The organism is Acinetobacter sp. 16 (assembly GCF_033439925.1).
GTDB classification, from domain to species: Bacteria; Pseudomonadota; Gammaproteobacteria; order Pseudomonadales; family Moraxellaceae; genus Acinetobacter; species Acinetobacter junii.
Genome location: NZ_CP137746.1, coordinates 2,142,075 through 2,163,189, shown reverse-complemented (window position 1 = coordinate 2,163,189; position 21,115 = coordinate 2,142,075). Strand labels below are relative to the sequence as shown.

Sequence of the window (21,115 nt, the reverse complement as noted above, 5' to 3'; positions counted from 1 at the left end):
CGCCCTTTTATGCTTTTTATATCCTCGAACAGCGGCAATGCCATTGTTCTTCATGATCTTCAGCACACGATTGGGGCCACAGCTTTCACCTAGCTCTTTAAGATCCAGCGTGATGCGACGATAACCATAGATGCCATAACTGGCATCATAAGAAGAGCGGATCAGTTGTAATAACCGTTTGTTTTCAATTGTTCTGCCTGATTCGGGTTCATGTAGCCAGGCGTAATAGCCAGCACGAGCAATCTTAAGAACCCGACACATCGTTTTAATCTTAAATTGATGGCTGTACTCAAGGATAAACTGATACTTTACTCGGGCAGGCTTGCAAAGTACCTTGCGGCCTTTTTTAAGATATCTCGCTCTTCTTCAGTTTGCTTAAGCTGACTTTTAAGACGAAGGATCTCTTTCTTTGCTTCGAGTAGTTCATGTTCATCAGGGTTGTTGCGTAAAGGCTGTACGGCCTTTAGCCATTTATAAATGCTGTGCTGTGATACACCTAAACGTTCAGCCACATCAGTGACAGAATATCCACGTTCGGTAATCAATTTAACAGCTTCATCTTTAAATTCTGGGGTGTATCGTTGTCCACTCATAATGTTCTCTCCTATGCAAAAAGAATAGACGAAATTTGTCTAGGAGAGTGGTGGCAGTCCAGGTGCAGGTCTAGGCATTGCCTTTTTCGGTTTGATGTTGTCATGGTTCTACGCAAACTCGATTATGCTACCAACTAATGTACCGCATAGCATGATTGAACAGTTGAGCAGTTCGATTGGTGAGGCAGTTCAAGCTGCTAAGCAATTAGATCCTACGATTGCTCATCATGTAATTACAGCTGCGAAGCAGGCATTCAGTCAATCGCATCGTTCAGTATTGAATGTCGCTGCTTTATTGTTTTTGATTTTATCGATTTTTATTTTGTTTACATTGCCAAAGAAAGTAATCGCAATTGATGAGTAGCAATCACCCTTATCCAAAGCAAGCTTGGGTAAGGGAACTCTTAAGGAACATTGATTCTAAACTCTCGTAATATCTTACAAAGTTGAATCATTGGTAGTCCCATTAAAGTGGTTTGATCATCACCAATCATTTTTTCAAATAGGCTGATACCCAAGCTTTCACATTTAAAACTACCAGCGCAATTTAAAGGCTGATCAATTTCAATATACCGTTTTATTTCGTTTAATGTGAGCTCTCGAAATTTAACTTGATAATGTTCAACTAGTGTCGTCTCAAAACCTGAATCTAGGTGTTGAACACTAAGCGCCGTACTGAAAAAAACAGTTTTTCCTGAGTTTAATTGGAGCTGTTGAATTGCTTTTTCAATTGATAGCGGCTTGCCAATAAAATCCGATGGGGTATGTTCACGCCATGCGACTTGATCAGAACCAATCACAATCGCATTGGGATGTTGCTGTGAAATAACTTTTGCTTTTTCATAAGCTAAACGTTTTGCTAAATCATCAGCATGAAGTTCATCTTTAGCCGATTCATCAATATCAGGTGAAATGCTACGATAATCCAAGCGTAAACGATCCATTAAATCTTTACGTGTTTGGCTGCTTGATGCCAATATTAATTCAATATTGCTCATCAAACTGCGTATTCCACTAAAACATTCAGTGGTACGTAATGCAGAACGGCATTGTGGCAGGCATTTAACTTAATAGGTGGAGCATGCCCAGCTTGATAAGCTTCAACCCAACGAGTCACACATATACACCAAAAATCACCAGGTTTTAGCCCAGGAAAGCCTACTTCAGGTAATGGTGTAATTAAATCATTACCAACTTTTTGAGAGAAGTTCAAAAAATCTGAGGTCATTTGAGCACACATGGTATGTTGACCTAGATCGGTGATCGCTGTGTGGCAGAAACCATTGCGAAAATATCCAGTTATCGGATCGTAACAGCAACTCGCTAAAGGCTCACCAAGTACATTTAAACGATTAATTTTAGGATCTGGATGTATAGACATAATATGTATATAGATTTAATGACGATGTTTATCATAATCAAAAGTGACGCTTTCGCCAGCTTTTCTGCAAAAAAACTCACCTTTATTTTTGAGAATCATTTAAAATTGTGCCGTTTTTAAAATCAACTAGAGAGCCATCCATGAATTTTCAGCGCATGACTGACCTTGATTTAGCAGGTAAACGTGTTCTTATTCGTGAAGACTTAAACGTACCTGTAAAAAATGGGGAAATTACCAGCGATGCACGTTTACGTGCTGCATTGCCAACCATCAAAGCGGCTGTAGAAAAAGGCGCAGCAGTTATGGTGTTTTCTCATCTTGGTCGTCCTGTAGAGGGTGAGCCAAAACCAGAACAATCTCTTGCACCTGTAGCAGCGTATTTAACGAAAGCTTTAGGTCAAGAAGTAAAATTATTTACTGATTACTTAGATGGTGTGGAAGTTGCTGCGGGTCAAGTTGTTTTGCTTGAAAACGTGCGTTTCAACCATGGTGAAAAGAAAAATAACGAAGAGCTTGCAAAAAAATATGCAGCACTTTGTGATGTATTTGTTATGGATGCATTTGGTACGGCACACCGTGCTGAAGCATCAACTGAGGGTGCAGCACGTTTTGCTCCAATCGCAGCAGCAGGACCTTTATTAGCGGCTGAATTAGACGCTTTAGGTCGTGCAATGCAAACACCAGAAAAACCAATGGTTGCAATTGTTGCTGGTTCTAAAGTTTCAACTAAATTAGATGTATTGAACTCACTTTCTACAATCTGCGATCAATTAATCGTAGGTGGTGGTATTGCGAATACTTTCCTTGCAGCAGCGGGCTTCAATGTAGGTAAATCACTTTACGAAGCTGATTTGGTAGAAACTGCAAAACAAATCGCTGCTAAAGTAAGCGTTCCATTACCAACAGATGTCGTTGTGGCTGATGCAAGTCAAATTGATTTTGGTGACTTCCTAGGTTCTTTAGCAAATGCACAAGCAATTGTTAAAAAAGTAGAAGATGTTGCTGATACTGACATGATTTTAGATGTTGGTCCTGAAACAGCGAAAGCATTTGCTGAGATCTTAAAAACATCTAAAACAATCCTTTGGAATGGTCCAGTAGGTGTGTTTGAGGTAGATCAGTTTGGTGAAGGTACTAAAGCGCTTTCATTAGCAATAGCTGAATCTGCAGGTTTTTCAATTGCAGGCGGTGGTGACACACTTGCTGCGATTGATAAATACGAAGTTGCAGATCAAATCGGTTATATCTCGACAGGTGGTGGAGCTTTCTTAGAGTTTGTGGAAGGTAAAACTTTACCAGCTGTTGCCGTTTTACTTGAGCGTGCATAGTTGTTACTAATCTTTTGATTTATATACAAAGATAGAAAAGAAGAGCCGATGTAAATCGGCTCTTTTACTTTTATATTACAAATCAGTCATAAAACTGTCACATATTTGAAATATGCTTGTCATCAACTTAACCAAGTAACTGTGGAAAGCCGTGATGAAATTTAAATTAACTCTTGCCGCTTTAATTATTGCTCCAATCATGTTAACTGCATGTGCAAAAAAAGAAGAAGCGAACAACGCTGAACAGCAAGAACAAGCAGCTTCAACTGTATCTACACAGACTACTCCAGAACAACAAGCTGCGATTGATGCAATCGACAAACCGAATTTAGATGAGAAAAATACTGATGTTGTCGAAAGTGCAGCATCAGAAGTTGCAGCGAGCGAAGTTCAATAAGCTCCTCGCTAATGAAGAAAGCCGATGTGATAACATCGGCTTTTTTTATTTAAGTATTTGCTTTGCAGTAGAAGGTCAATGTTGTTTGATAATCATCATCTTTGGCTAAAGAGGCATTCTTGCCTGTTAACGTACCAATTACGCCAGCAGCAGCTTCAACTAATCTTCCAGTTTCTTCATCCACAACATCTTTTAATACACCTTGATATGCTGTTTTTTCGTCCACAACAACAGGGCTAGTATTTCGCGTACAGGTCTTTTGAGCTGCGCTAATCGCATTATTTTTAGAGATTAGGTTGGTTTTACCAATCCCAGTGACTTCATATTGATTATTTTCTTTTTGTATTGCCAAAGTGTTGTTTGGGGTAGATGCACAAGCTGTTAAACCGATTGCCAAGCCGCCAATTAAACTCATTACTAATGCTTTATTCATTGCTTATTCTCAGGTCGTTAGATAGTTGTATTATTTGAACATATAATTTTTGAACGCTTTTGCAGGTTATGTACAGTTTGTAGTGAGGCTCTGTTAAATTTCTCAAATTGATGATTAAGCAGGGATTAAACGTGGTGGAAAATAGTGAGATTATGCTAATCTAGCAAAATCCATGTGTTAGTTAGATTCATTTAAATGACGGACTCAAATATAGAGACAATTCATCAAAATATTCATCAACGTCAATCTATTGGGCAATTAATTGAGCCAGCACCAAATACACAACAACTTGAAAAAGCAGTGCAAGCTGCACTTACTGCTCCTGACCATCATCGTTTGAAGCCTACTAGATTCGTTGTAGTAACACCTGAATTGCGTGCCGCTTTTGGTGAGCATTTAGCTAAAGCTTTAGCTGATTTAGGTGAAACTGATTCAGCTCAGTTAGAGCGTGTAAAGCAGCATCCTTTTCGTGCACCGTTATTGGTATTAGCATTAACAACTATCCAAGATCATCCAAAAGTTCCGCATTTTGAACAGATTCTAAGTACTGGTGCTGCTGTTCAAAACTTCTTACTCTCTTTGCAAGCTCAAGGTTTTGCTACGATGTGGCGATCTGGTGCTGTCGTGGAGTCTACATGGCTCAAGCATCAATTGGGTTTAAACGACCAAGATCTTATTTCGGGTATTATTTATATTGGAACTGCTGCTAAAGCGATTGCTCCACGCGCAGAGATTGCTACTCAAGATTTCTTAAAAAATTGGCAAGCAAGCTAACTTTTAGATTGAATGATGAACTAAACGAATAAATGAATTTCAGGATAAAAAATGGCAGAGTTAAAATTTAGTGATTTAGTTGAACCAGTTGCAGTAGATCAAAAAACAGCATTAAGAATTACCGTGTTAGGTGGTGGCAGCTTTGGTACAGCAATGGCGAATTTGGCTGTACGTAATGGTTGTGACACGATGATTTGGATTCGTGATGCAGCTGCAGCTGAAGAGATCAACCAAACACATATTAATAAACGTTATTTACCTGATTACACCTTAGAAACAGGTTTACGTGCGGTTTCTGATTTGGAAGTGGCTGTGCGAGATCGTGATATTATCTTAGTCGCGATTCCAAGTCATTCATTCCGAGATGTGCTCAAGCAAATCGCACCATTTATCACTGCTCAAGCGGTTGTTTCGCTTACTAAAGGAATTGAAGCAAAAACTTTTAGTTTCATGAGTGACATTATTCGCGCAGAGTTACCTGAAGTACCTTATGGGGTTTTATCAGGGCCAAATTTGGCAAAAGAGATTATGGCGGGTATGCCATCTGGTACAGTGATTGCGAGCGAATCAGAACTAGTGCGATATGCAGTTCAGCATGCATTACACAGTGCGCTATTTCGTGTATTTGGTAGCGATGATGTACATGGTGTTGAGCTGGGCGGTGCATTGAAAAATATTTACGCAGTCGCAATGGGGATGGGGGCTGCTTATAATATTGGTGAAAATACTAAGAGTATGATTTTAACTCGTGCTTTAGCAGAAATGAGTCGTTTTGCTGTCAAGCAAGGTGCTAATCCATTGACGTTCTTAGGACTGTCAGGTGTTGGAGATTTGTTTGCCACCTGTAATAGCCCATTGAGTCGTAATTATCAAATTGGTTATGCACTTGGTTCTGGAAAAACACTTGATGAAGCAACTAAAGCATTAGGTCAGACTGCTGAAGGGATTAACACGATTGTACAAGTGCGTGCTAAAGCTCAAGAATTAGATGTATACATGCCAATTACCAATGCATTGTATGAAGTTATTTTTGAGAATGCACCACCGATGACGATTGCGCTTTCTCTAATGAAAAATGGTCATCGCAGTGATGTTGAATTTGTTTTGCCTCACCATGAAGTCTAATCAAAAAAATGTCATCATATTTGGTTAAACTCAAGCATTAATAATAAGGTATTTATATGCAATTAACATTAGTACGACATGGTGAAGCGTCTCCTGCGATTAATGGTGATGATATGCAACGTCCTCTGACAGAGCGTGGACATCAGCAAGCTGAAGAAACAGGAAACTTCTTAAAAGATATTATTCAACCAGAAGTTTTTGTAGTTAGTCCATTGCTACGTGCACAAGAAACTTTGGCACATATCAAAGCGCATTTTGAAGGCGTTCCTGTTTTAATTTGCGATAAAATTAAACCAGATGATGATGCTAAAGATGCGATAGAATGGCTATCAAAATTATCATATGAATCAATTGCAGTTGTATGCCATATGAATGTAGTAGGGCATATTGCGGAGCAATTAACGTATGAGAATTTTAATCCATTTGCATTAGCTGAAGCTCGAATTTATGATCAGACTGTGATTGCAAATGGCTTATCAACACAGAAAAAAAGTTTTACGCCAACAATATAAAATCTTATATCCTATATTTGGATAAAAAAGGGTACTAAACACCGATGCTGTATTTATGGATGCCTGAAACCAATGGAACATGGTATTGGTCGACTGGGGAAAATTGGTTGCAGGCCAACAGCCTAGAACAATTAATTCAAGACTTACATGAGCACAACGGAAAAGAAACAGTTGTTTATTTTCCAAGTCGAAATGCTCAATTAATGCAGCAAACTATGACGAAGTTGCATTTCAAGCAATTAGGTCAGGAAGGCGTTAAGTTTTTGCTTGAAGAGTTTGTTACGCTTCCGATTGATCAAATGAAAATAGTACATCATTTTCAGAGTGATCAGCTCAGTGTGCTCGGTGTTGCTCAATCTACTATTGAAACTTGGCAACATGCTTTAAGCCTATTACCAATACAAATTATCGCTTTTTTACCTGATTTTTTAATATTGCCAGAACCTGAGCCGAATCAAATCATCATTGCAAATTTGTACGGTAATCTACTTGCAAGAGAAAATGAATGGTCAGGTAATTCAATAGATGATTTGGCACTATTCTTAGAATTTCAAAATCCTGCTACTGAATACAAATTTGCAAATTTAAGTCCTGCACAATTGGACTGTTTAGCTGCAGCATCAACACAAGATCAAGTAACAGAATTTAGTTATCAATTTCATAGCCTAAATCGTCCTAAGCAACATCCATTGAATGTCTTACCAAAAGCAAAAAATAAAGAAGTTGAATGGTCAGGTTACTGGAAAGCTGCTGCATGTGTATTGGTTGCAGTCATTTCTGTTCAGTTGGTTTATGATGGTTTACGCTGGTCTAAATTAAAACGCGTTGCTGATCAAACTGCGGTTCAGGCGATTGATCAATATAAATATTGGTTTGGTGAAAATAGTCGAGTAACTGAGCAAAATATTAAAAGCCAGTTTGAAAGCCAGTTAAGAATGAGTCAGCTTGGAGATACACAGGCTTTATCTTTATTGAGTCGAGTTGGTCCTATTCTTATGCAAAAGCAAATTGTGGCTCAGCAAGTGAGTTATGATGCATCTGTGTTAGCGATGTCGCTCAAGGCAAAATCAGCGGATGATCTTCAAGGTTTAACGCAACAACTAAATCAACAAGGATTTCAGGCTGAACTTGGTAATGTTCAAGCTGATACAGTCGGCGCAATTGGCTTGGTTAAGATTAAATAATGAAAGCATTGAATAATATACAAAACCGTATTGATCAAAATATTGAAAGATTAAATCACTATCTTCAAGGACTATCGGTTCGTGAACGAGTCATGGTTGTTTTTACAGCAGTGTTTTTAACTGTTGTCATTATAGGTTTTGCATTGTGGAAAATGCATTCTCTTGCCGATCAGCAGCAAAATCGTTTAAATGAGCTGAAAGATTTAACGGTTTGGATGCAAAGTAACGCAGCAACAATGAAACCAGCAAATGATTTGGATCTTTCTCCTGCAGATAAGATACAGCGTACTGCTCAGCAACAGGGTTTAGCAGTATCATCTCAGCAAAATGGCGATCAAATACAATTGATTGCAGAACATCAAAATTATGCGGTACTTGCGAATTTCTTGATGCAACTCTCTCAAATGGGTTTAAGTATTCAAAAAATGGATATGATTTCTACCAATAATCAGATCAAATTAACGGCAACGGTGCAATAAATCATTTCTAATTTCTAGATATTTAGGACTTACGCATTGACGGATTCAAAAAAGTACTAAAATACTTTATAAAGTATCTGTGATCAGACGAATTAAACATGCTTCTACAGCAACTTGTACTCTACCCATTTATATGGGCTTTCTCATGACAGAACCGAACTCTATTAGCTGCACACAACTTGCCGAGACTTATAATATCTCGCATGATAGTGTAAATCGCTTTCTAGAGCGTGAAGATTACACACCTCACGACCTATATCAAGAATCAATTCAACATATTGATAATAACAAACTTATAGTCAGTATTGATGATACTGTTTTAGATAAACCATATAGTCAACATATGGACTTAGTTAGCTATTTTTGGTCAGGCAAACACCACCGATCCGTCAAGGGTATTAATCTGATTACCTTGTATGCGACAGATCAAAATGGTCAAAATATTCCAATTAATTTCCGAATTTATGACAAATCTGAAAGTAAAACCAAGAATGATTACTTTATGGATATGTTAAGTGAAGTACTCAGTTGGGGTGCAAAGATTCAATTTATTACAGGTGATAGTTGGTATTCATCGACTGGAAATCTAAAAACCATAAGAAAATATGGTATTCGATTTATGTTTGGTATCGACTGTAACCGTAAGGTTTCCCCAGAAAAAGGACAATGGTTTCAACTGCGTTTATTGCCAGATTTCCATCAGGGTCAAGTAGTCTGGCTCAAAGATTTTGGCTTTGTACAATTATTTAAGAGACTCAGTTAAAAGAACAGCAGAGGTTTTATATTGTGCATCAAGATGAAGATGATTTATTGTCCTTTGAGGGTTTTCATGAATTACATTCAAGTCATTGGAAAATAGAGCAATATCACCGGGTGATTAAACAGGTTTGTCATATTGAAAAGTTTCAAGTAAGACGATCTAAACTGATTTTGAATCATATTTTTTCAGCCTTGATGGCCTACGTTGAGATACAAAAGAACCATTTTGAGCGGATCTTTGAAAATATATATCGTTGGCAGAAGAAATTATTTAGACCAATGATCAAAAACTTCATTGATGACTTTATTCTCGATAAAAATCATCTGCTACCACAGAGAATCTATAAATAATAGTGCGTAAGTCCTAATATTTATTATTACTAAAAATTGAGATATGGCAGCATTTAGTTTTTTTTAAGGCTTTTACATTAAGTACAGCCATATTTTTAAATCTAGATTTCCAATTACTGTTTTAAGTATTGATTCAAGGAGCATTAAAGCAACGACTCTACAAAATAAGCGCCTGTCAAGCATGGTGTTTTGTTTAGCCTAAGCCTATAATACGCATACTTGAAAAATCAGTAGACTGTGATTGGTATGTTATATTCATTGGCCCGCCCTCTGTTGTTTACTTTAGCACCAGAGCGTGCACATGAACTCACACTTTCTATGCTCGACAAAGCTTATAAGCTAGGTTTTATGCATCAAAAAGTTGCAAATAAACCTGTAACTTGTATGGGAATTGAATTTCCAAATCCAGTAGGTTTAGCTGCTGGTTTAGATAAGAACGGTGCACACATTGATGCATTGGCAGCACTAGGTTTTGGTTTTATTGAAATTGGTACAATCACACCACGACCTCAAGCAGGAAATCCTCAACCACGTTTATTCCGTATTCCAGAAGCCAAAGCAATTATTAACCGTATGGGATTTAATAATGATGGGGTGGACAAGCTTGTTGAGAATGTCAAAGCTTCAAAATTCAAAGGTATTCTAGGCATTAATATCGGTAAAAATGCGGATACTCCTGTCGAAGATGCAGTATCAGATTATCTAATTTGTTTAGAAAAAGTTTATAACTACGCATCATACATCACTGTGAATATTTCATCTCCAAATACAAAAAACTTACGCAGTTTGCAAAGTGGCGATGCATTAACAGAGTTGTTACAAACATTGAAAGATAGACAACTAGAACTTGCTGAACAATATAATCATTATGTTCCTTTGGTTCTTAAAGTTGCACCAGATTTAACGATTGAAGATATTAATTTTATTTCTACACAATTACTGAAATTTAAAATTGATGGGTTAATTGTAACCAACACTACGCTTGGAAGAGAAGGTGTTGAAAATCTCCCGAATGGAAATGAAGCTGGTGGATTATCAGGTGCGCCAGTGTTTGAAAAAAGTACTGAATGTTTACGCCAATTTTCTAAGATCCTAGATGGGCGTATGCCTTTAATCGGTGTTGGTGGAATCGTTTCTGGTGATCAAGCCGTTATTAAACAGCAAGCTGGCGCAAGCTTAATACAAGTCTACAGTGGATTGATTTATACAGGTCCAACACTTGTTAAAGATTGTGTTGATGCGATGACAGTGTGAAATGAACACGCTTGATATCATTATTCTGATCATTTTGCTCATTGGAGGGCTAAACGGTTTGCGTCAAGGATTTATCAAAGCCTTTGCGAACTTGATCGGATGGATATTTGCATTGATCATTGGGGCAAAATACGCAGTCATACTGGCACCTGCCATGAGCAGTTTAAGCCAAGACCCTGTAGTGCAAAAGATTGCAGCATTTGCATTTATTGTGCTCATCATTGTTGTTTGTACATGGGTTATTACCGCACTTTTAAATGGTCTCTTGAAAAGTTTGAAATTGGGCCCATTAAATCGTTTAGCAGGTGGTGCTTTTGGTTCTTTAAAAGGTCTACTTATTGTTTTGATTGCTATGCAAGGTGTGGGACCATGGGTTGACAGTTCTCCGCATTGGAAACAATCAAAATTTGTACAAATCTTATTGCCATATGCTCCTTTAGCGACAGAGTTGTCTAAAGATGCTGCAAATCAAGCGATACACGAAATGACATCTGAAGGTGCTTTGTTACATCGCCCTTCTTCAGAAATGGACGAATCGGAGCGTGCTTCCACAGAGCAAGCTGCTGATCATTCGACAAAAAACCCTTTTTATTAAGTGGGGTTGAACCCCATTCCAAGCTTGTCGCGAGGTTATTATGTGTGGAGTTGTTGGGATAGCCGGTAAATCACCAGTGAACCAAATGTTATTTGATGCCTTGACGATGTTACAACATCGCGGACAAGATGCAGCAGGTATAGTAACTTGTCATCAAGGGCGTTTATTCCTTCGCAAAGATAATGGTATGGTACGTGATGTATTCCATACTCGTCATATGCGAGCTTTACTTGGCAACTATGGTATTGGGCATGTGCGTTACCCTACAGCAGGCTCTTCAAGTAGTGCAGAAGCTCAACCATTTTATGTGAATTCACCATATGGTATTACCCTTGCACACAATGGTAACTTGACCAACGCCGCAGAAATTCATGATGATCTGTTTAAAACAGATTTACGTCACATGAATACTGATTCTGATTCTGAAGTTTTACTCAACGTGTTTGCACATGAGTTACAGAAGATCGGTACACTCAACCCAACGCCAGAAAATATCTTTCACACCGTATCTCGTGTTCATGAGCGTTGTAAAGGTGCTTATGGGGTTGTTGCGATGATCACAGGTCATGGGCTTGTTGGTTTTCGTGATCCAAACGGGATTCGTCCTTTGGTTTATGGTTCTCGTGAAACTGAGCAAGGCACTGAATATATTATTGCCTCTGAATCCGTTGCGATTACAGCGCTAGGTTTTAAAGTTGAGCGTGATATTGCACCAGGTGAGGCAATTTTCATTAATTCAAATGGTGAATTGTTTACCAAACAATGTGCAGTAAATCCTGTATATCGTCCATGTATTTTTGAATATGTGTACTTTGCTCGTCCAGATGCAACAATTGATGGCATTTCAGTTTATAAAGCTCGTTTAAAAATGGGTGAAAAGCTGGCTTATAAAATTTTGAAGGAATGGGGTGAAGAGCACGATATTGATGTGGTCATTCCAATTCCAGATACCAGTCGTACTTCAGCATTAGAATTGGCTAATATTTTAGGCGTGAAATTCCGTGAAGGTTTTATGAAAAACCGTTACATCGGACGTACCTTCATTATGCCAGGTCAACAGCAGCGCAAAAAATCAGTTCGTCAAAAGCTAAACCCAGTTGAGCTTGAATTTAAAGATAAAAATGTACTGTTAGTGGATGATTCGATTGTACGTGGTACAACCTGTAATGAGATTATTCAAATGGCACGTGATTCTGGCGCGAAGAAAGTATTCTTTGCTTCGGCTGCACCTATGGTGAAATATCCAAACGTGTATGGCATTGATATGCCAGCAAAATCTGAATTGATTGCTTCAGATCGTACAGTTGAAGAAATTCGTGAAATTATTGGTGCAGACCGTTTGATTTTTCAGGATCTTGAAGATTTGAAAAATGCGGTTCGTACCAGTAAAGTGCCTGATCTGAGAGAGTTTGAATGCTCTGTTTTTGATGGAGTCTATGTGGCTGGTGGGATTGATAGTGATTATTTGATCAATCTTGAACAAAAACGTAATGATAGTGCGAAGAAAAAAGCTGATGGCTATATCGATGTGAATATTGATGCTGCTTCAGTGGATTTAACTGGTATTCGAGAAGAGTAAAATTACTTTAATATCGAGAAAAGCGGGAATTTCCCGCTTTTTTATTTTATGATACTCAAGGCATAAAGCCTCTTACCCAAACAATGTAATAAGGAAAATTTACATTGAAAGAAATAAGCCATTATTTAATTGAAAATAAGAATATTGCTTGGTCAGTAAGCTTTTGTATTCTTGCAATGTTACTTACATTATTTATTCTCAATTGGATTTTGGGTTTAGTTGTTCATTTCTTTGATTATACTCAGCCGATTTGGTGGCATTTTTTAAGTCCTTATTTTATTTGTTTATTATTTTTAGTATTAGTATGGTCAGTAGGAGCTGAGCTGTATGTCCTGCGTGAAGGGGGGCACTCTCTAGCAAAGCAATTAAAAGCACGTCGATTGGTTTTTGATGAAAGTACTCCTGAAGAAAATACTGCTCTGAGAGTCGTTGAACAAGTTGCAAAAAGTTTTTCGATAGATACACCTGCAGTGTATGTACTACCAGATGAGATTGGCGTAAATGCGCTAACAGCTGGTTTTAAGTCGCAAGATATCGCAATTATTTTGACGTGGGGTGCATTGCAGAACTTGGATGAGCTTGAGCTATATGGATTGCTGAGTTATGAGTTTAATCAAATTCTATCAGGCGAAGCTGTTGAAAACACGAAGTTAAAAATCTTATACAGTGGTCTAACAACATTTAGTCAGTGGGGCAGTAAATTAGCTCAAGCGGGGTACAGCCCGTATGCCACATCATATAGAAATAAATTTGAAACTATTTTTGTCGCGATTGGTGGTGTGATTTGGTTGATTGGGAGTTTGGGAATTTTAATTACCCGTCTAATCAAATATTTAACTTTAAGTGGTCGTACATTTAGAAATGATCTGAAAACCATGAAACTAATGAATAATAATGCCAACGTTCAAACATTGTTGCGTATTTATGTTCATCACTCAGGTTCACAAATTCATAGTGCATATTCAGAATCAATTTCTCATATGTGTTTTGCAAACTCATTAAGTCCACAAAGCTGGATGAATATTCATCCAAGTATTAAAGATCGAATCTTTGAATTAAATCCAACATTATTGCAAGACCTACAATTAGAAAACCTGAGAAAATTGCGTAATCGTCCTTTATTTAGTCTGTTTCGTTCTTTAGAAGAAGAGCTGACAGATATGACAGTTCCTTGGAGTTCACCTCAGCCTTTACCTTTACTTAGATTGTCACCCATTAGTTTTGCCTTAAATGATGCAATTAAACCACTCAATCCAGAGCTTCGAAAAAATAAAAAACGTCCTGAGCTGATTCAGCGTGCGATGCAAACAGCTACGGGTTCTAGAGAAGTCATGGTTGCGATTTTAATGATTCGTCAATATCGTGAATTTATTCCACAAGAAGCGGCAGTGAGTCATGCAATCGTAGATGCGTTACTCAATTTAGATGGTCGTATCCATGTTCAGATTTTTCATGATGCTTGTAAAAACATTGGGCACATGCCGACAAGTATTGCACGTCAGTTTCTCACTAAGCTTGCTTGTATTATTCAAGAAGATGGAGAGGTTGGTTTATTAGATGCGTTGCTTTTAGAGAAAGTGAAGCATGAATTGAATTTGATGCCAGCCCATCTGCCTACAGCATTTGAAGATGTAAAATCACAAATTGTTCATTTAATTGATGCGCTGTTGCACGTCCAGCAAATTAATAGTCCAAACCAATTAGAAGTTCGTGAACGAATTTTACAGCAAATTTTGACAGTTGAAGAAATGCAAATTTATGCGGATATTTCTGATGAACCTTTAGATCTAGCGGAAATTCTAAATGATGTTTCAGGTTTGCTATTACGAGATCGACTCAATATCTTGGCAATTGCAGAAAGATGCTTATGGAGTGATCGCATCATCACTCAAGATGAATTAGATGTTTTGGAACTTTTATATTGGCGCTTGGGTTTTGATACTCAGGATGTTGTTGAACAAATGCTGAAGAAAAATAGTTTGATGATTATTTGATGCTGCTATCAAAAATTGACTATTTATTTGATCAAAGGTTACGTGACAAACACATAATTTGGTCTGATTTCAGAGTAAGCTTGCCATTTATTTTTATTTTGTATTGTGTGTTTTTGAGTAAGTTATGGAACATATTGAAATTTTAAAAGCTTTGTTTCTAGGTTTTATTGAGGGTCTCACCGAATTTCTACCGATTTCAAGTACAGGACATTTAATCCTGTTCGGTCATTTAATTGATTTCCATTCAGATGATGGTCGAGTATTTGAAGTCGTTATTCAGCTAGGTGCAATTTTGGCGGTATGTTGGTTATATCGCCAAAAAATCTTTAATTTACTCAAAGGTTTTTTTAGTGGTGATGCAGAGGCTCGACACTTTGCATTTAGTGTTTTGATTGCATTTTTCCCTGCTGTGATTATTGGGGTTTTCGCTGTTGATTTCATTAAGAGTGTGCTTTTTAGTCCTTTAGTGGTCGCGATTGCCCTAATCGTTGGTGGTCTTATTATTTTCTGGGTTGAAGCAAAGAATTTTGATCATAAAACAACTGAAGCGACAAAAATCACCTATAAACAGGCGTTATTAGTGGGTTGTGCGCAATGTGTGGCGATGATTCCAGGAACATCTCGTTCAGGTGCAACCATTGTTGGTGGTATGTTTGCAGGCCTATCGCGTAAAGCAGCAACAGAGTTTTCTTTCTTCTTGGCGATGCCAACGATGTTAGGTGCTGCGACATTTGATTTAATTCGTAATGCTGATGTTCTCACACAAGACAATATGCTGAATATTGGTGTTGGTTTTGTGGCTGCGTTTATTTCTGCATTGTTGGTAGTTAGTGCTTTAGTTAAATTTGTTGAACGTCATACTTTGCGTGTATTTGCTTGGTACCGCATTGTTTTGGGTGTAATTTTACTTTTCGTATTCTTATAAATATAAATCAGCCTCTTTTTTTTGATTAGAAAAGAGGCTTTTTTACTAATTTTTGGATCTTATTTTTTTTATATTCACTAGTTATGTATTGGTTAAAACATACTATGACAATAGCAAAACTGAATGCCCGTGATTTGATTGTTGATCTCCTTTTGGGGTTACAAGGACGAGAAATTTCAATCAAGCAGATCATCATTGCAGCTCGACTTTTTGAGATTAGTGAAAATAGCATCAGGGTTGCTGTGACTCGATTATCGAGTGAAGGAGTCATTGAGGCGATTGAGCGCGGCGTCTATCAGTTTACCAATCAGTCACGTGAGTGGGCTGATGTGATGTTAAATCGAAAAAATGGTATTAAACAAACCAAACCATGGAATCAGCAATTTATCGGTGTATTTACAGGGGCTTTGGGAAGAGTCGATCGAACGGCTTTGCATAGAAGAGAACGCGCTTTGAAACATTTGGGATTCAAAGAGTTAGAGCAAGGCATTTATATTCGCCCAGACAATTTAGCAATTTCTTTCGAGCAGCTTGTTAACGAACTACATGCTACGGGTCTGGAGCAAACTGCAAAAGTCTGTTTGATCCAGTTTTTCGATGCTCAAACTATAAAAATAATAACTGAACTATGGTCCACCAAGACATTAAATCAAAATTATCAAAAATACGCTCAAATGATTGAACAATGGTTAGAAACAGCGAATGAGTTGGATTTAGATATCGCAACGAAAGAATCTTTATTACTTGGTCGGCAAACAATTTCACAATTAATGAATGATCCATTGTTACCAGAAGATTTTGTTGACGTAAAATTACGCGATCAATTTGCTCAAAGTGTTCAGAGGCTAGATCAAATTGGTTTAGAACTATGGCGAAGATTTTATGAACAGCATGATGAATAGTTAATTTAAAATATTACTAAAAATTTAATTATATTTTGTTGACAGAAATATTACATGTTTTAAAATAAAAATATAAGTTGTGTAGTTTTAAAATTAAAAAAAATATGGGATAAGGATATGAATACGCGTGTTGCTATCAGTGATCTATTCACAAGAGATGAAATCAGTGAGCTAACTAGTAAATCAGATTTACATGGGGGCTGGGCTGTTTTTTCAACTTGGGCTGTGATTGGCGGTACCTTTGCTGCCGTTGCTAGCTTTTGGGACTATGTGCCAGCTTGGGGAAAATTATTATTGTGTATCGTAGCGCTAATCATTCTTGCTGGTAGGCAATTAGCGCTTGCTATTCTTATGCATGATGCTTCGCATCAAAGTTTATTTAAAACTAAGTGGTTGAATGACACATTAACTGATTGGTTATGTGCTCGTCCGATTTGGAATGATTTACATAAATATCGCGCTCATCATATCCGTCATCACAGTAAAACCTCTACTGTTGATGACCCTGATCTAACATTGGTTTCGGGCTTTCCAACTTCCAAAAAATCATTAATGCGCAAATTTATTCGGGATTTATCTGGTTTAACGGGAATTAAATTTGCGATTGGGCGAGTGTTGATGGATATTGAGAAGATGGAATGGACAGTTTCAAATGATCGCCGTTGGATTCCTCAAGATGGACGTCATTGGAGCGATTATGCAAAAACATTTATAAAAAATAGTGGCGGAGCGATAGCCACTAATGCAGCTATTTTCGGAGCATTGTGGGCTTCAGGTCATCCTAAGTTGTATGCATTGTGGATCTTGGCATATCTCACCCCATTTCCTTTGTTTCTCCGTGTCCGTTCAATGGCTGAACATGCAGGAATGCCAACAAGTAATAGTGCTTTAACAAATACTCGTACAACTAAAGCAGGATATTTAGCACGTGCATTAGTCGCGCCAATACATGTTAATTATCATAAAGAACATCATCTTATGGCTGCTGTTCCATATTTCAAATTACCGAAAATGCATCAGATGTTACGTGAGCGCGGACATGTAGAAGAACCGCCAACGTATTGGCAAGTTTTACATGAACTATCTAACCAAGCTGATTAATTCAAGAATAGAGGAATAGATATGCTATTAGCAAAAGAACAGATCATTAGTTTTTTAGCTCAAGAGTTTCCACAAGCACTGGAAAAAACATCAATTGTTGAGATTACCCCAAAAGGTGCAGAGCTATTATATCGTGTCGATCAAAGTGACTTACGCCCCGGACAAACCGTGTCAGGGCCAACATTGATGCTTGTAGCTGATTTTGCATTGTATGTTGCAATTTTAGGTGACTTGGGATTGGTGGCCATGGCAGTCACAACCAATATGACGATTAACTTTTTCCGCAAACCAAACGGAATGCAAAATATTAAAGCTGTTTGTAAATTGATTAAAGTCGGTAAAACCTTGGTGACTGGTGAGGTATGGTTGTATTCAGTTGGAGACGATGAACCTGTTGCTCATGTTATCGGTACATATGCAATTCCAAAGCAATAAAAAATTTTAGAAATAACAACGAATAGAGCAGCAAAACATAACAACAATTCAGTATGAGAATTGGTAAGAACATGCTAAAACTAAGTTTGTTCAAATTTATTTGTTCTTACCATTTTTACTTATATGCCCATAGAACTCGACTTAATACCTCTATCTCAGATTTCGTTTGATCACGAGCAACTTTTAGCGATTAAGCGAAATGATCTATTGCCTTTGATGGATGATCCGCATCGTTTGAATGCCTATGCCGATCATTTAGTTCAAGCTCAAAGTGTTTTACTGAATGGTATTGACCCAAAATTAAATCAACAGTTAAGTGCGGTTATCTCACAGATTATTCAACAGCTGTCACTCTCAAAAAAGTATCTACGTGGTCGTCGATTCAATGCATTGCAAAAATGGCTCGGCATTGATGTGGAGTATGATGCAGGTCAGGTAAAATATTTAAAAGACCTTGATCGCTTAATTGATGAAGCAAATCATTTAAGTCAAAAACTGCAAATAGAAATACAGAAGTCACAATCACGAATACAGCAGGTATTGGGCTTACGAGAACAAATGGCAGCCTATATTGGCGCAGCTCAAGAGTTTTTGAATGAATATCCTGAGTTTAGTCGCCAAAAAACTTTAGATCATTTTCTTGAGCGATTGTCTAAAAAAGTGAATACCTTACAAACTTTACAAACGAGTAATGATATTGCGATCAAACAAATGCAGTTATCTCAGCATTTATCTTTTAGTTTATTAGATCGATTTAAAGAAGCTCAGCAAGTTTTGATTCCAGCATGGCAATATCATTTACAGCAAAGTCGTCACTCAAATTCAAGCATCACTCTTGAAAAATTGGATAAAAGTCGAGAAGATTTGATTCAAAATCTTAAAAAATCATTAGAGAAATAAGAGGGGAAAAGTATGTCTGGTTCAGAATTGACTCAAGCGTCAACTCAAGTCGAATTAAAACAAGAGGAACGCTTTGAACAATTGAATTTAAAAGAGCTAGGATTGCAACCGCATGATTTTGCGGAGGTGATGGATGCACATAAGGAACTCGCTGAGATAAGCACAACTGTTGTAGCTGAATATGGGAAAAATATTGCCAATAAAACATCGACTTATACAGATGAGTTACTTGATCTCGTTCAAAATAAAGATTTAGATGCAACAGGGCAAAAATTAAATCAGGTCGTTCAGGTTGCTCAGCAATTAAATACTTCGAGTATTTTGAATAAGTCTAAAAGTTCAGGATTTTTTGGTGGTTTACTTAGTAAATTTAAAAGCGCAAAGCATAGTTTTGATCAGCATTTTAATACAACCAAAGAACAGATTGATGCTTTAGTTAAAGAAATTGAGAGTTCACAATCTGGTTTGAAAGCACGTGTTGGAACTCTAGACAAAATGTTTGATGCTGTGCAGGAAGAGTATAAACAATTGGGTGTATATATCGCAGCAGGACAATTGAAGCAACAAGATATTCAACAGCAAATTGTGGCCTTAACTAATCAAGAGCAAGATCAGCAGACCACGCAACAAATTTATGATCTCAATCATTTAGCGAATAATCTTGAAAAAAGGGTGAGTGATTTACAAGTACTTCAACAATCTGCAATGCAAACCCTACCTATGATTCGTATTATTCAATCTAATAATTTGATGTTGGTTGATAAGTTCTATGCAATAAAAAATATTACATTACCAGCTTGGAAGAATCAGATTAGTTTAGCGATTTCACTACAAGAACAGAAAAATAGTGTGCAATTAGCGAAAGCGATTGATGACACGACCAATGATTTACTTCGTCGAAATGCGGAATTATTGCATCAAAACTCAGTTGATACTGCAAAAGCGAATCAACGTTCAGTGATTGATGTTGAAACACTTGAACATGTTCAAAACACCCTCATTAAAACAGTAAATGATGTAATTCAAATCCAGAAAGAGGGAATGCAAAAAAGAGCTGAAGCAACAACGCGTTTGCGTGCATTGCAAGAAAGTCTTAATCATCTCGTTCTGGAAAATAGTGGGCAAACGCCTAAATCTTAAAATTTATTATGAAAGGAAAGATCATTGTCACCCATAAATGATTTAAGTGTGGAACCTATTGATCAGCGTTTGCAGGTGTTGAAAAAACGCCAACGCAATATAGTCATTGGGCTTGCTGTAAGTATAGTCTTGATGGTTTTAACTATTGCGGCATTCTTTCTACAAAAAGAATTTATTTATCGGTTTTTTGATCTTTCATTGCATGTTCAGAGTTTAGATTTACCATATCAAGTACAAGATTTGGTACCTTTTAAACAACCTGTGGATTATTTTTTTAATCTTCTTTCTTGGTTTGGTTGGCTGTTTCTGAAAGTCCTTGTTTCCTTTGTTGGTGCATTTCTAATTGTGCGTTGGGTGAAGAAATTTAAGTTCTTCCAACAACGATTTCAAGCTTGGACGCAGCGATTTTTGGCATGGATCATTTCGTTTATATTGCTATGGTCGGGATTAAGCTATATTCAATATGACTGGAAAAACGAAACAGAAGAAGCTTATCAGCGTTGGATGAGCTATCAAACAAATATTGTCGAAAGCCAAATTGCTCAAGATTTACAAGATATAAATATTTCTCAAACAGAAAAAGCTTATGTCTTAGCTCAGGTTGCTTTGTTACATGATCCGATTGATCGCAAAACTGCGAATATTTATGTCAATCAATTGATCGAAGCTGAGAAAAAGGTTCCCACTGAATTTCGTAAATATGATTTTAAGCCTGAACAATTGTGGGTGATGCAACAACAGCTGTATGGGAAAAGTATTACTTTGATTACTCAACCGCTAGATATCCAAGCGCAGCAAGCAGAAAAAATTTCAAAGTACGTGAATTTCTTTTTGTTGGTCTTTCTAATTATCAATCTCGCAATGAGTGTGGTTTTGTACATGCTAGCTAAGCATTTTAAAAACCGTCGATATCGAATTACGCAGAAACTTGATCTATAAGTTTGTTATGTTCGGTTTGTTCGATTGATATTATG

At 37.3% G+C, this 21,115-nt stretch carries 21 protein-coding genes and 3 pseudogenes; 20 read left to right on the top strand and 4 right to left on the bottom strand.

Going from position 1 to position 21,115, the window contains the following annotated elements:
• Nucleotides 1–6: 6 nt before the first annotated feature.
• Nucleotides 7–593: pseudogene (locus R2H34_RS10615) on the bottom strand (transposase); the annotation flags it as partial.
• Nucleotides 594–654: 61 nt separating this feature from the next.
• Between R2H34_RS10615 and R2H34_RS10610 the strand changes: the two are divergent.
• Nucleotides 655–957, top strand: a pseudogene (locus tag R2H34_RS10610) (MFS transporter); the annotation flags it as partial.
• A 40-nt stretch (nt 958–997) separates the two neighbouring features.
• Here R2H34_RS10610 and R2H34_RS10605 read toward each other — a convergent pair.
• Both R2H34_RS10605 and R2H34_RS10600 read right to left on the bottom strand, forming a co-directional pair.
• Nucleotides 998–1,591, bottom strand: coding sequence for a Maf family protein (locus R2H34_RS10605; RefSeq protein WP_004962694.1), 594 nt, complete (start codon nt 1,589–1,591; stop codon nt 998–1,000).
• The gene (locus R2H34_RS10600) at nt 1,591–1,974 is read right to left on the bottom strand and encodes a DUF2237 family protein (RefSeq protein WP_004911941.1); all 384 of its coding nucleotides are present in this window, start codon (nt 1,972–1,974) and stop codon (nt 1,591–1,593) included. Before R2H34_RS10600 ends, R2H34_RS10605 begins: the two co-directional genes overlap by 1 nt.
• 140 nt (nt 1,975–2,114) lie before the next feature.
• Here R2H34_RS10600 and R2H34_RS10595 point away from each other — a divergent pair, with 140 nt between their 5' ends.
• Together R2H34_RS10595 and R2H34_RS10590 are read left to right on the top strand one after the other, a co-directional pair.
• A complete protein-coding gene (locus R2H34_RS10595) occupies nt 2,115–3,302 on the top strand; it encodes a phosphoglycerate kinase (protein WP_004911938.1) in 1,188 nt (395 codons plus the stop codon).
• Nucleotides 3,303–3,456: 154 nt separating this feature from the next.
• Nucleotides 3,457–3,699, top strand: coding sequence for a hypothetical protein (locus R2H34_RS10590; protein ID WP_004911935.1), 243 nt, complete (start codon nt 3,457–3,459; stop codon nt 3,697–3,699).
• Between the two features lie 49 nt (nt 3,700–3,748).
• Here the strand turns inward: R2H34_RS10590 and R2H34_RS10585 are convergent, their stop codons facing one another.
• Complete coding sequence (locus R2H34_RS10585) at nt 3,749–4,132, bottom strand: hypothetical protein (protein ID WP_005402421.1); 384 nt, start codon at nt 4,130–4,132, stop codon at nt 3,749–3,751.
• Nucleotides 4,133–4,327: 195 nt separating this feature from the next.
• On the opposite strand from R2H34_RS10585, the gene R2H34_RS10580 reads away from it, so the two are divergent.
• The 17 genes and pseudogenes from R2H34_RS10580 (at nt 4,328) to R2H34_RS10500 (ending at nt 21,080) form a co-directional block, all read left to right on the top strand.
• Nucleotides 4,328–4,906 (top strand): nitroreductase, encoded by a 579-nt coding sequence (locus tag R2H34_RS10580; protein ID WP_004962686.1) that lies wholly within the window; start codon nt 4,328–4,330, stop codon nt 4,904–4,906.
• Between the two features lie 51 nt (nt 4,907–4,957).
• Nucleotides 4,958–6,031, top strand: a complete 1,074-nt coding sequence (locus R2H34_RS10575; RefSeq protein ID WP_004954899.1) for an NAD(P)H-dependent glycerol-3-phosphate dehydrogenase — start codon at nt 4,958–4,960, stop codon at nt 6,029–6,031.
• A 56-nt stretch (nt 6,032–6,087) separates the two neighbouring features.
• Nucleotides 6,088–6,543 carry a phosphohistidine phosphatase SixA gene (gene sixA / locus R2H34_RS10570; protein WP_087540994.1) on the top strand — a complete coding sequence of 152 codons (456 nt, stop codon included), beginning with the start codon at nt 6,088–6,090 and terminating at the stop codon, nt 6,541–6,543.
• Between the two features lie 44 nt (nt 6,544–6,587).
• Nucleotides 6,588–7,727 (top strand): type II secretion system protein GspL, encoded by a 1,140-nt coding sequence (gene gspL, locus R2H34_RS10565; RefSeq protein ID WP_087540992.1) that lies wholly within the window; start codon nt 6,588–6,590, stop codon nt 7,725–7,727.
• Nucleotides 7,727–8,206, top strand: coding sequence for a type II secretion system protein GspM (gene gspM / locus R2H34_RS10560; protein ID WP_004911921.1), 480 nt, complete (start codon nt 7,727–7,729; stop codon nt 8,204–8,206). Before gspL ends, gspM begins: the two co-directional genes overlap by 1 nt.
• A 79-nt stretch (nt 8,207–8,285) precedes the next feature.
• A pseudogene (locus tag R2H34_RS10555) lies at nt 8,286–9,316 on the top strand (transposase).
• A gap of 246 nt (nt 9,317–9,562) precedes the next feature.
• Nucleotides 9,563–10,570: a quinone-dependent dihydroorotate dehydrogenase gene (locus tag R2H34_RS10550; protein ID WP_039047123.1), complete on the top strand. Its 1,008-nt coding sequence runs from the start codon at nt 9,563–9,565 to the stop codon at nt 10,568–10,570.
• A gap of 1 nt (nt 10,571) precedes the next feature.
• On the top strand, nt 10,572–11,165 hold the full coding sequence (locus tag R2H34_RS10545; RefSeq protein ID WP_004911917.1) for a CvpA family protein: 594 nt from the start codon (nt 10,572–10,574) through the stop codon (nt 11,163–11,165).
• Between the two features lie 40 nt (nt 11,166–11,205).
• Nucleotides 11,206–12,744: an amidophosphoribosyltransferase gene (gene purF, locus R2H34_RS10540; protein WP_087540976.1), complete on the top strand. Its 1,539-nt coding sequence runs from the start codon at nt 11,206–11,208 to the stop codon at nt 12,742–12,744.
• Nucleotides 12,745–12,848: 104 nt separating this feature from the next.
• Nucleotides 12,849–14,738: a M48 family metalloprotease gene (locus tag R2H34_RS10535; protein WP_087540974.1), complete on the top strand. Its 1,890-nt coding sequence runs from the start codon at nt 12,849–12,851 to the stop codon at nt 14,736–14,738.
• Nucleotides 14,739–14,862: 124 nt separating this feature from the next.
• Nucleotides 14,863–15,663, top strand: coding sequence for an undecaprenyl-diphosphate phosphatase (locus tag R2H34_RS10530; RefSeq protein ID WP_004911912.1), 801 nt, complete (start codon nt 14,863–14,865; stop codon nt 15,661–15,663).
• Between the two features lie 104 nt (nt 15,664–15,767).
• On the top strand, nt 15,768–16,565 hold the full coding sequence (locus R2H34_RS10525; RefSeq protein WP_020899868.1) for a PaaX family transcriptional regulator C-terminal domain-containing protein: 798 nt from the start codon (nt 15,768–15,770) through the stop codon (nt 16,563–16,565).
• Nucleotides 16,566–16,682: 117 nt separating this feature from the next.
• A complete protein-coding gene (locus R2H34_RS10520) occupies nt 16,683–17,666 on the top strand; it encodes a fatty acid desaturase family protein (protein ID WP_042893046.1) in 984 nt (327 codons plus the stop codon).
• Between the two features lie 21 nt (nt 17,667–17,687).
• The gene (locus R2H34_RS10515) at nt 17,688–18,101 is read left to right on the top strand and encodes a PaaI family thioesterase (protein WP_004911902.1); all 414 of its coding nucleotides are present in this window, start codon (nt 17,688–17,690) and stop codon (nt 18,099–18,101) included.
• Nucleotides 18,102–18,224: 123 nt separating this feature from the next.
• Nucleotides 18,225–19,001, top strand: a complete 777-nt coding sequence (locus R2H34_RS10510; RefSeq protein ID WP_075696626.1) for a tellurium resistance protein — start codon at nt 18,225–18,227, stop codon at nt 18,999–19,001.
• Between the two features lie 12 nt (nt 19,002–19,013).
• Nucleotides 19,014–20,141 carry a toxic anion resistance protein gene (locus tag R2H34_RS10505; RefSeq protein WP_004962654.1) on the top strand — a complete coding sequence of 376 codons (1,128 nt, stop codon included), beginning with the start codon at nt 19,014–19,016 and terminating at the stop codon, nt 20,139–20,141.
• Between the two features lie 24 nt (nt 20,142–20,165).
• A complete protein-coding gene (locus tag R2H34_RS10500; RefSeq protein WP_004911883.1) occupies nt 20,166–21,080 on the top strand; it encodes a hypothetical protein in 915 nt (304 codons plus the stop codon).
• Nucleotides 21,081–21,115 lie beyond the last annotated feature (35 nt).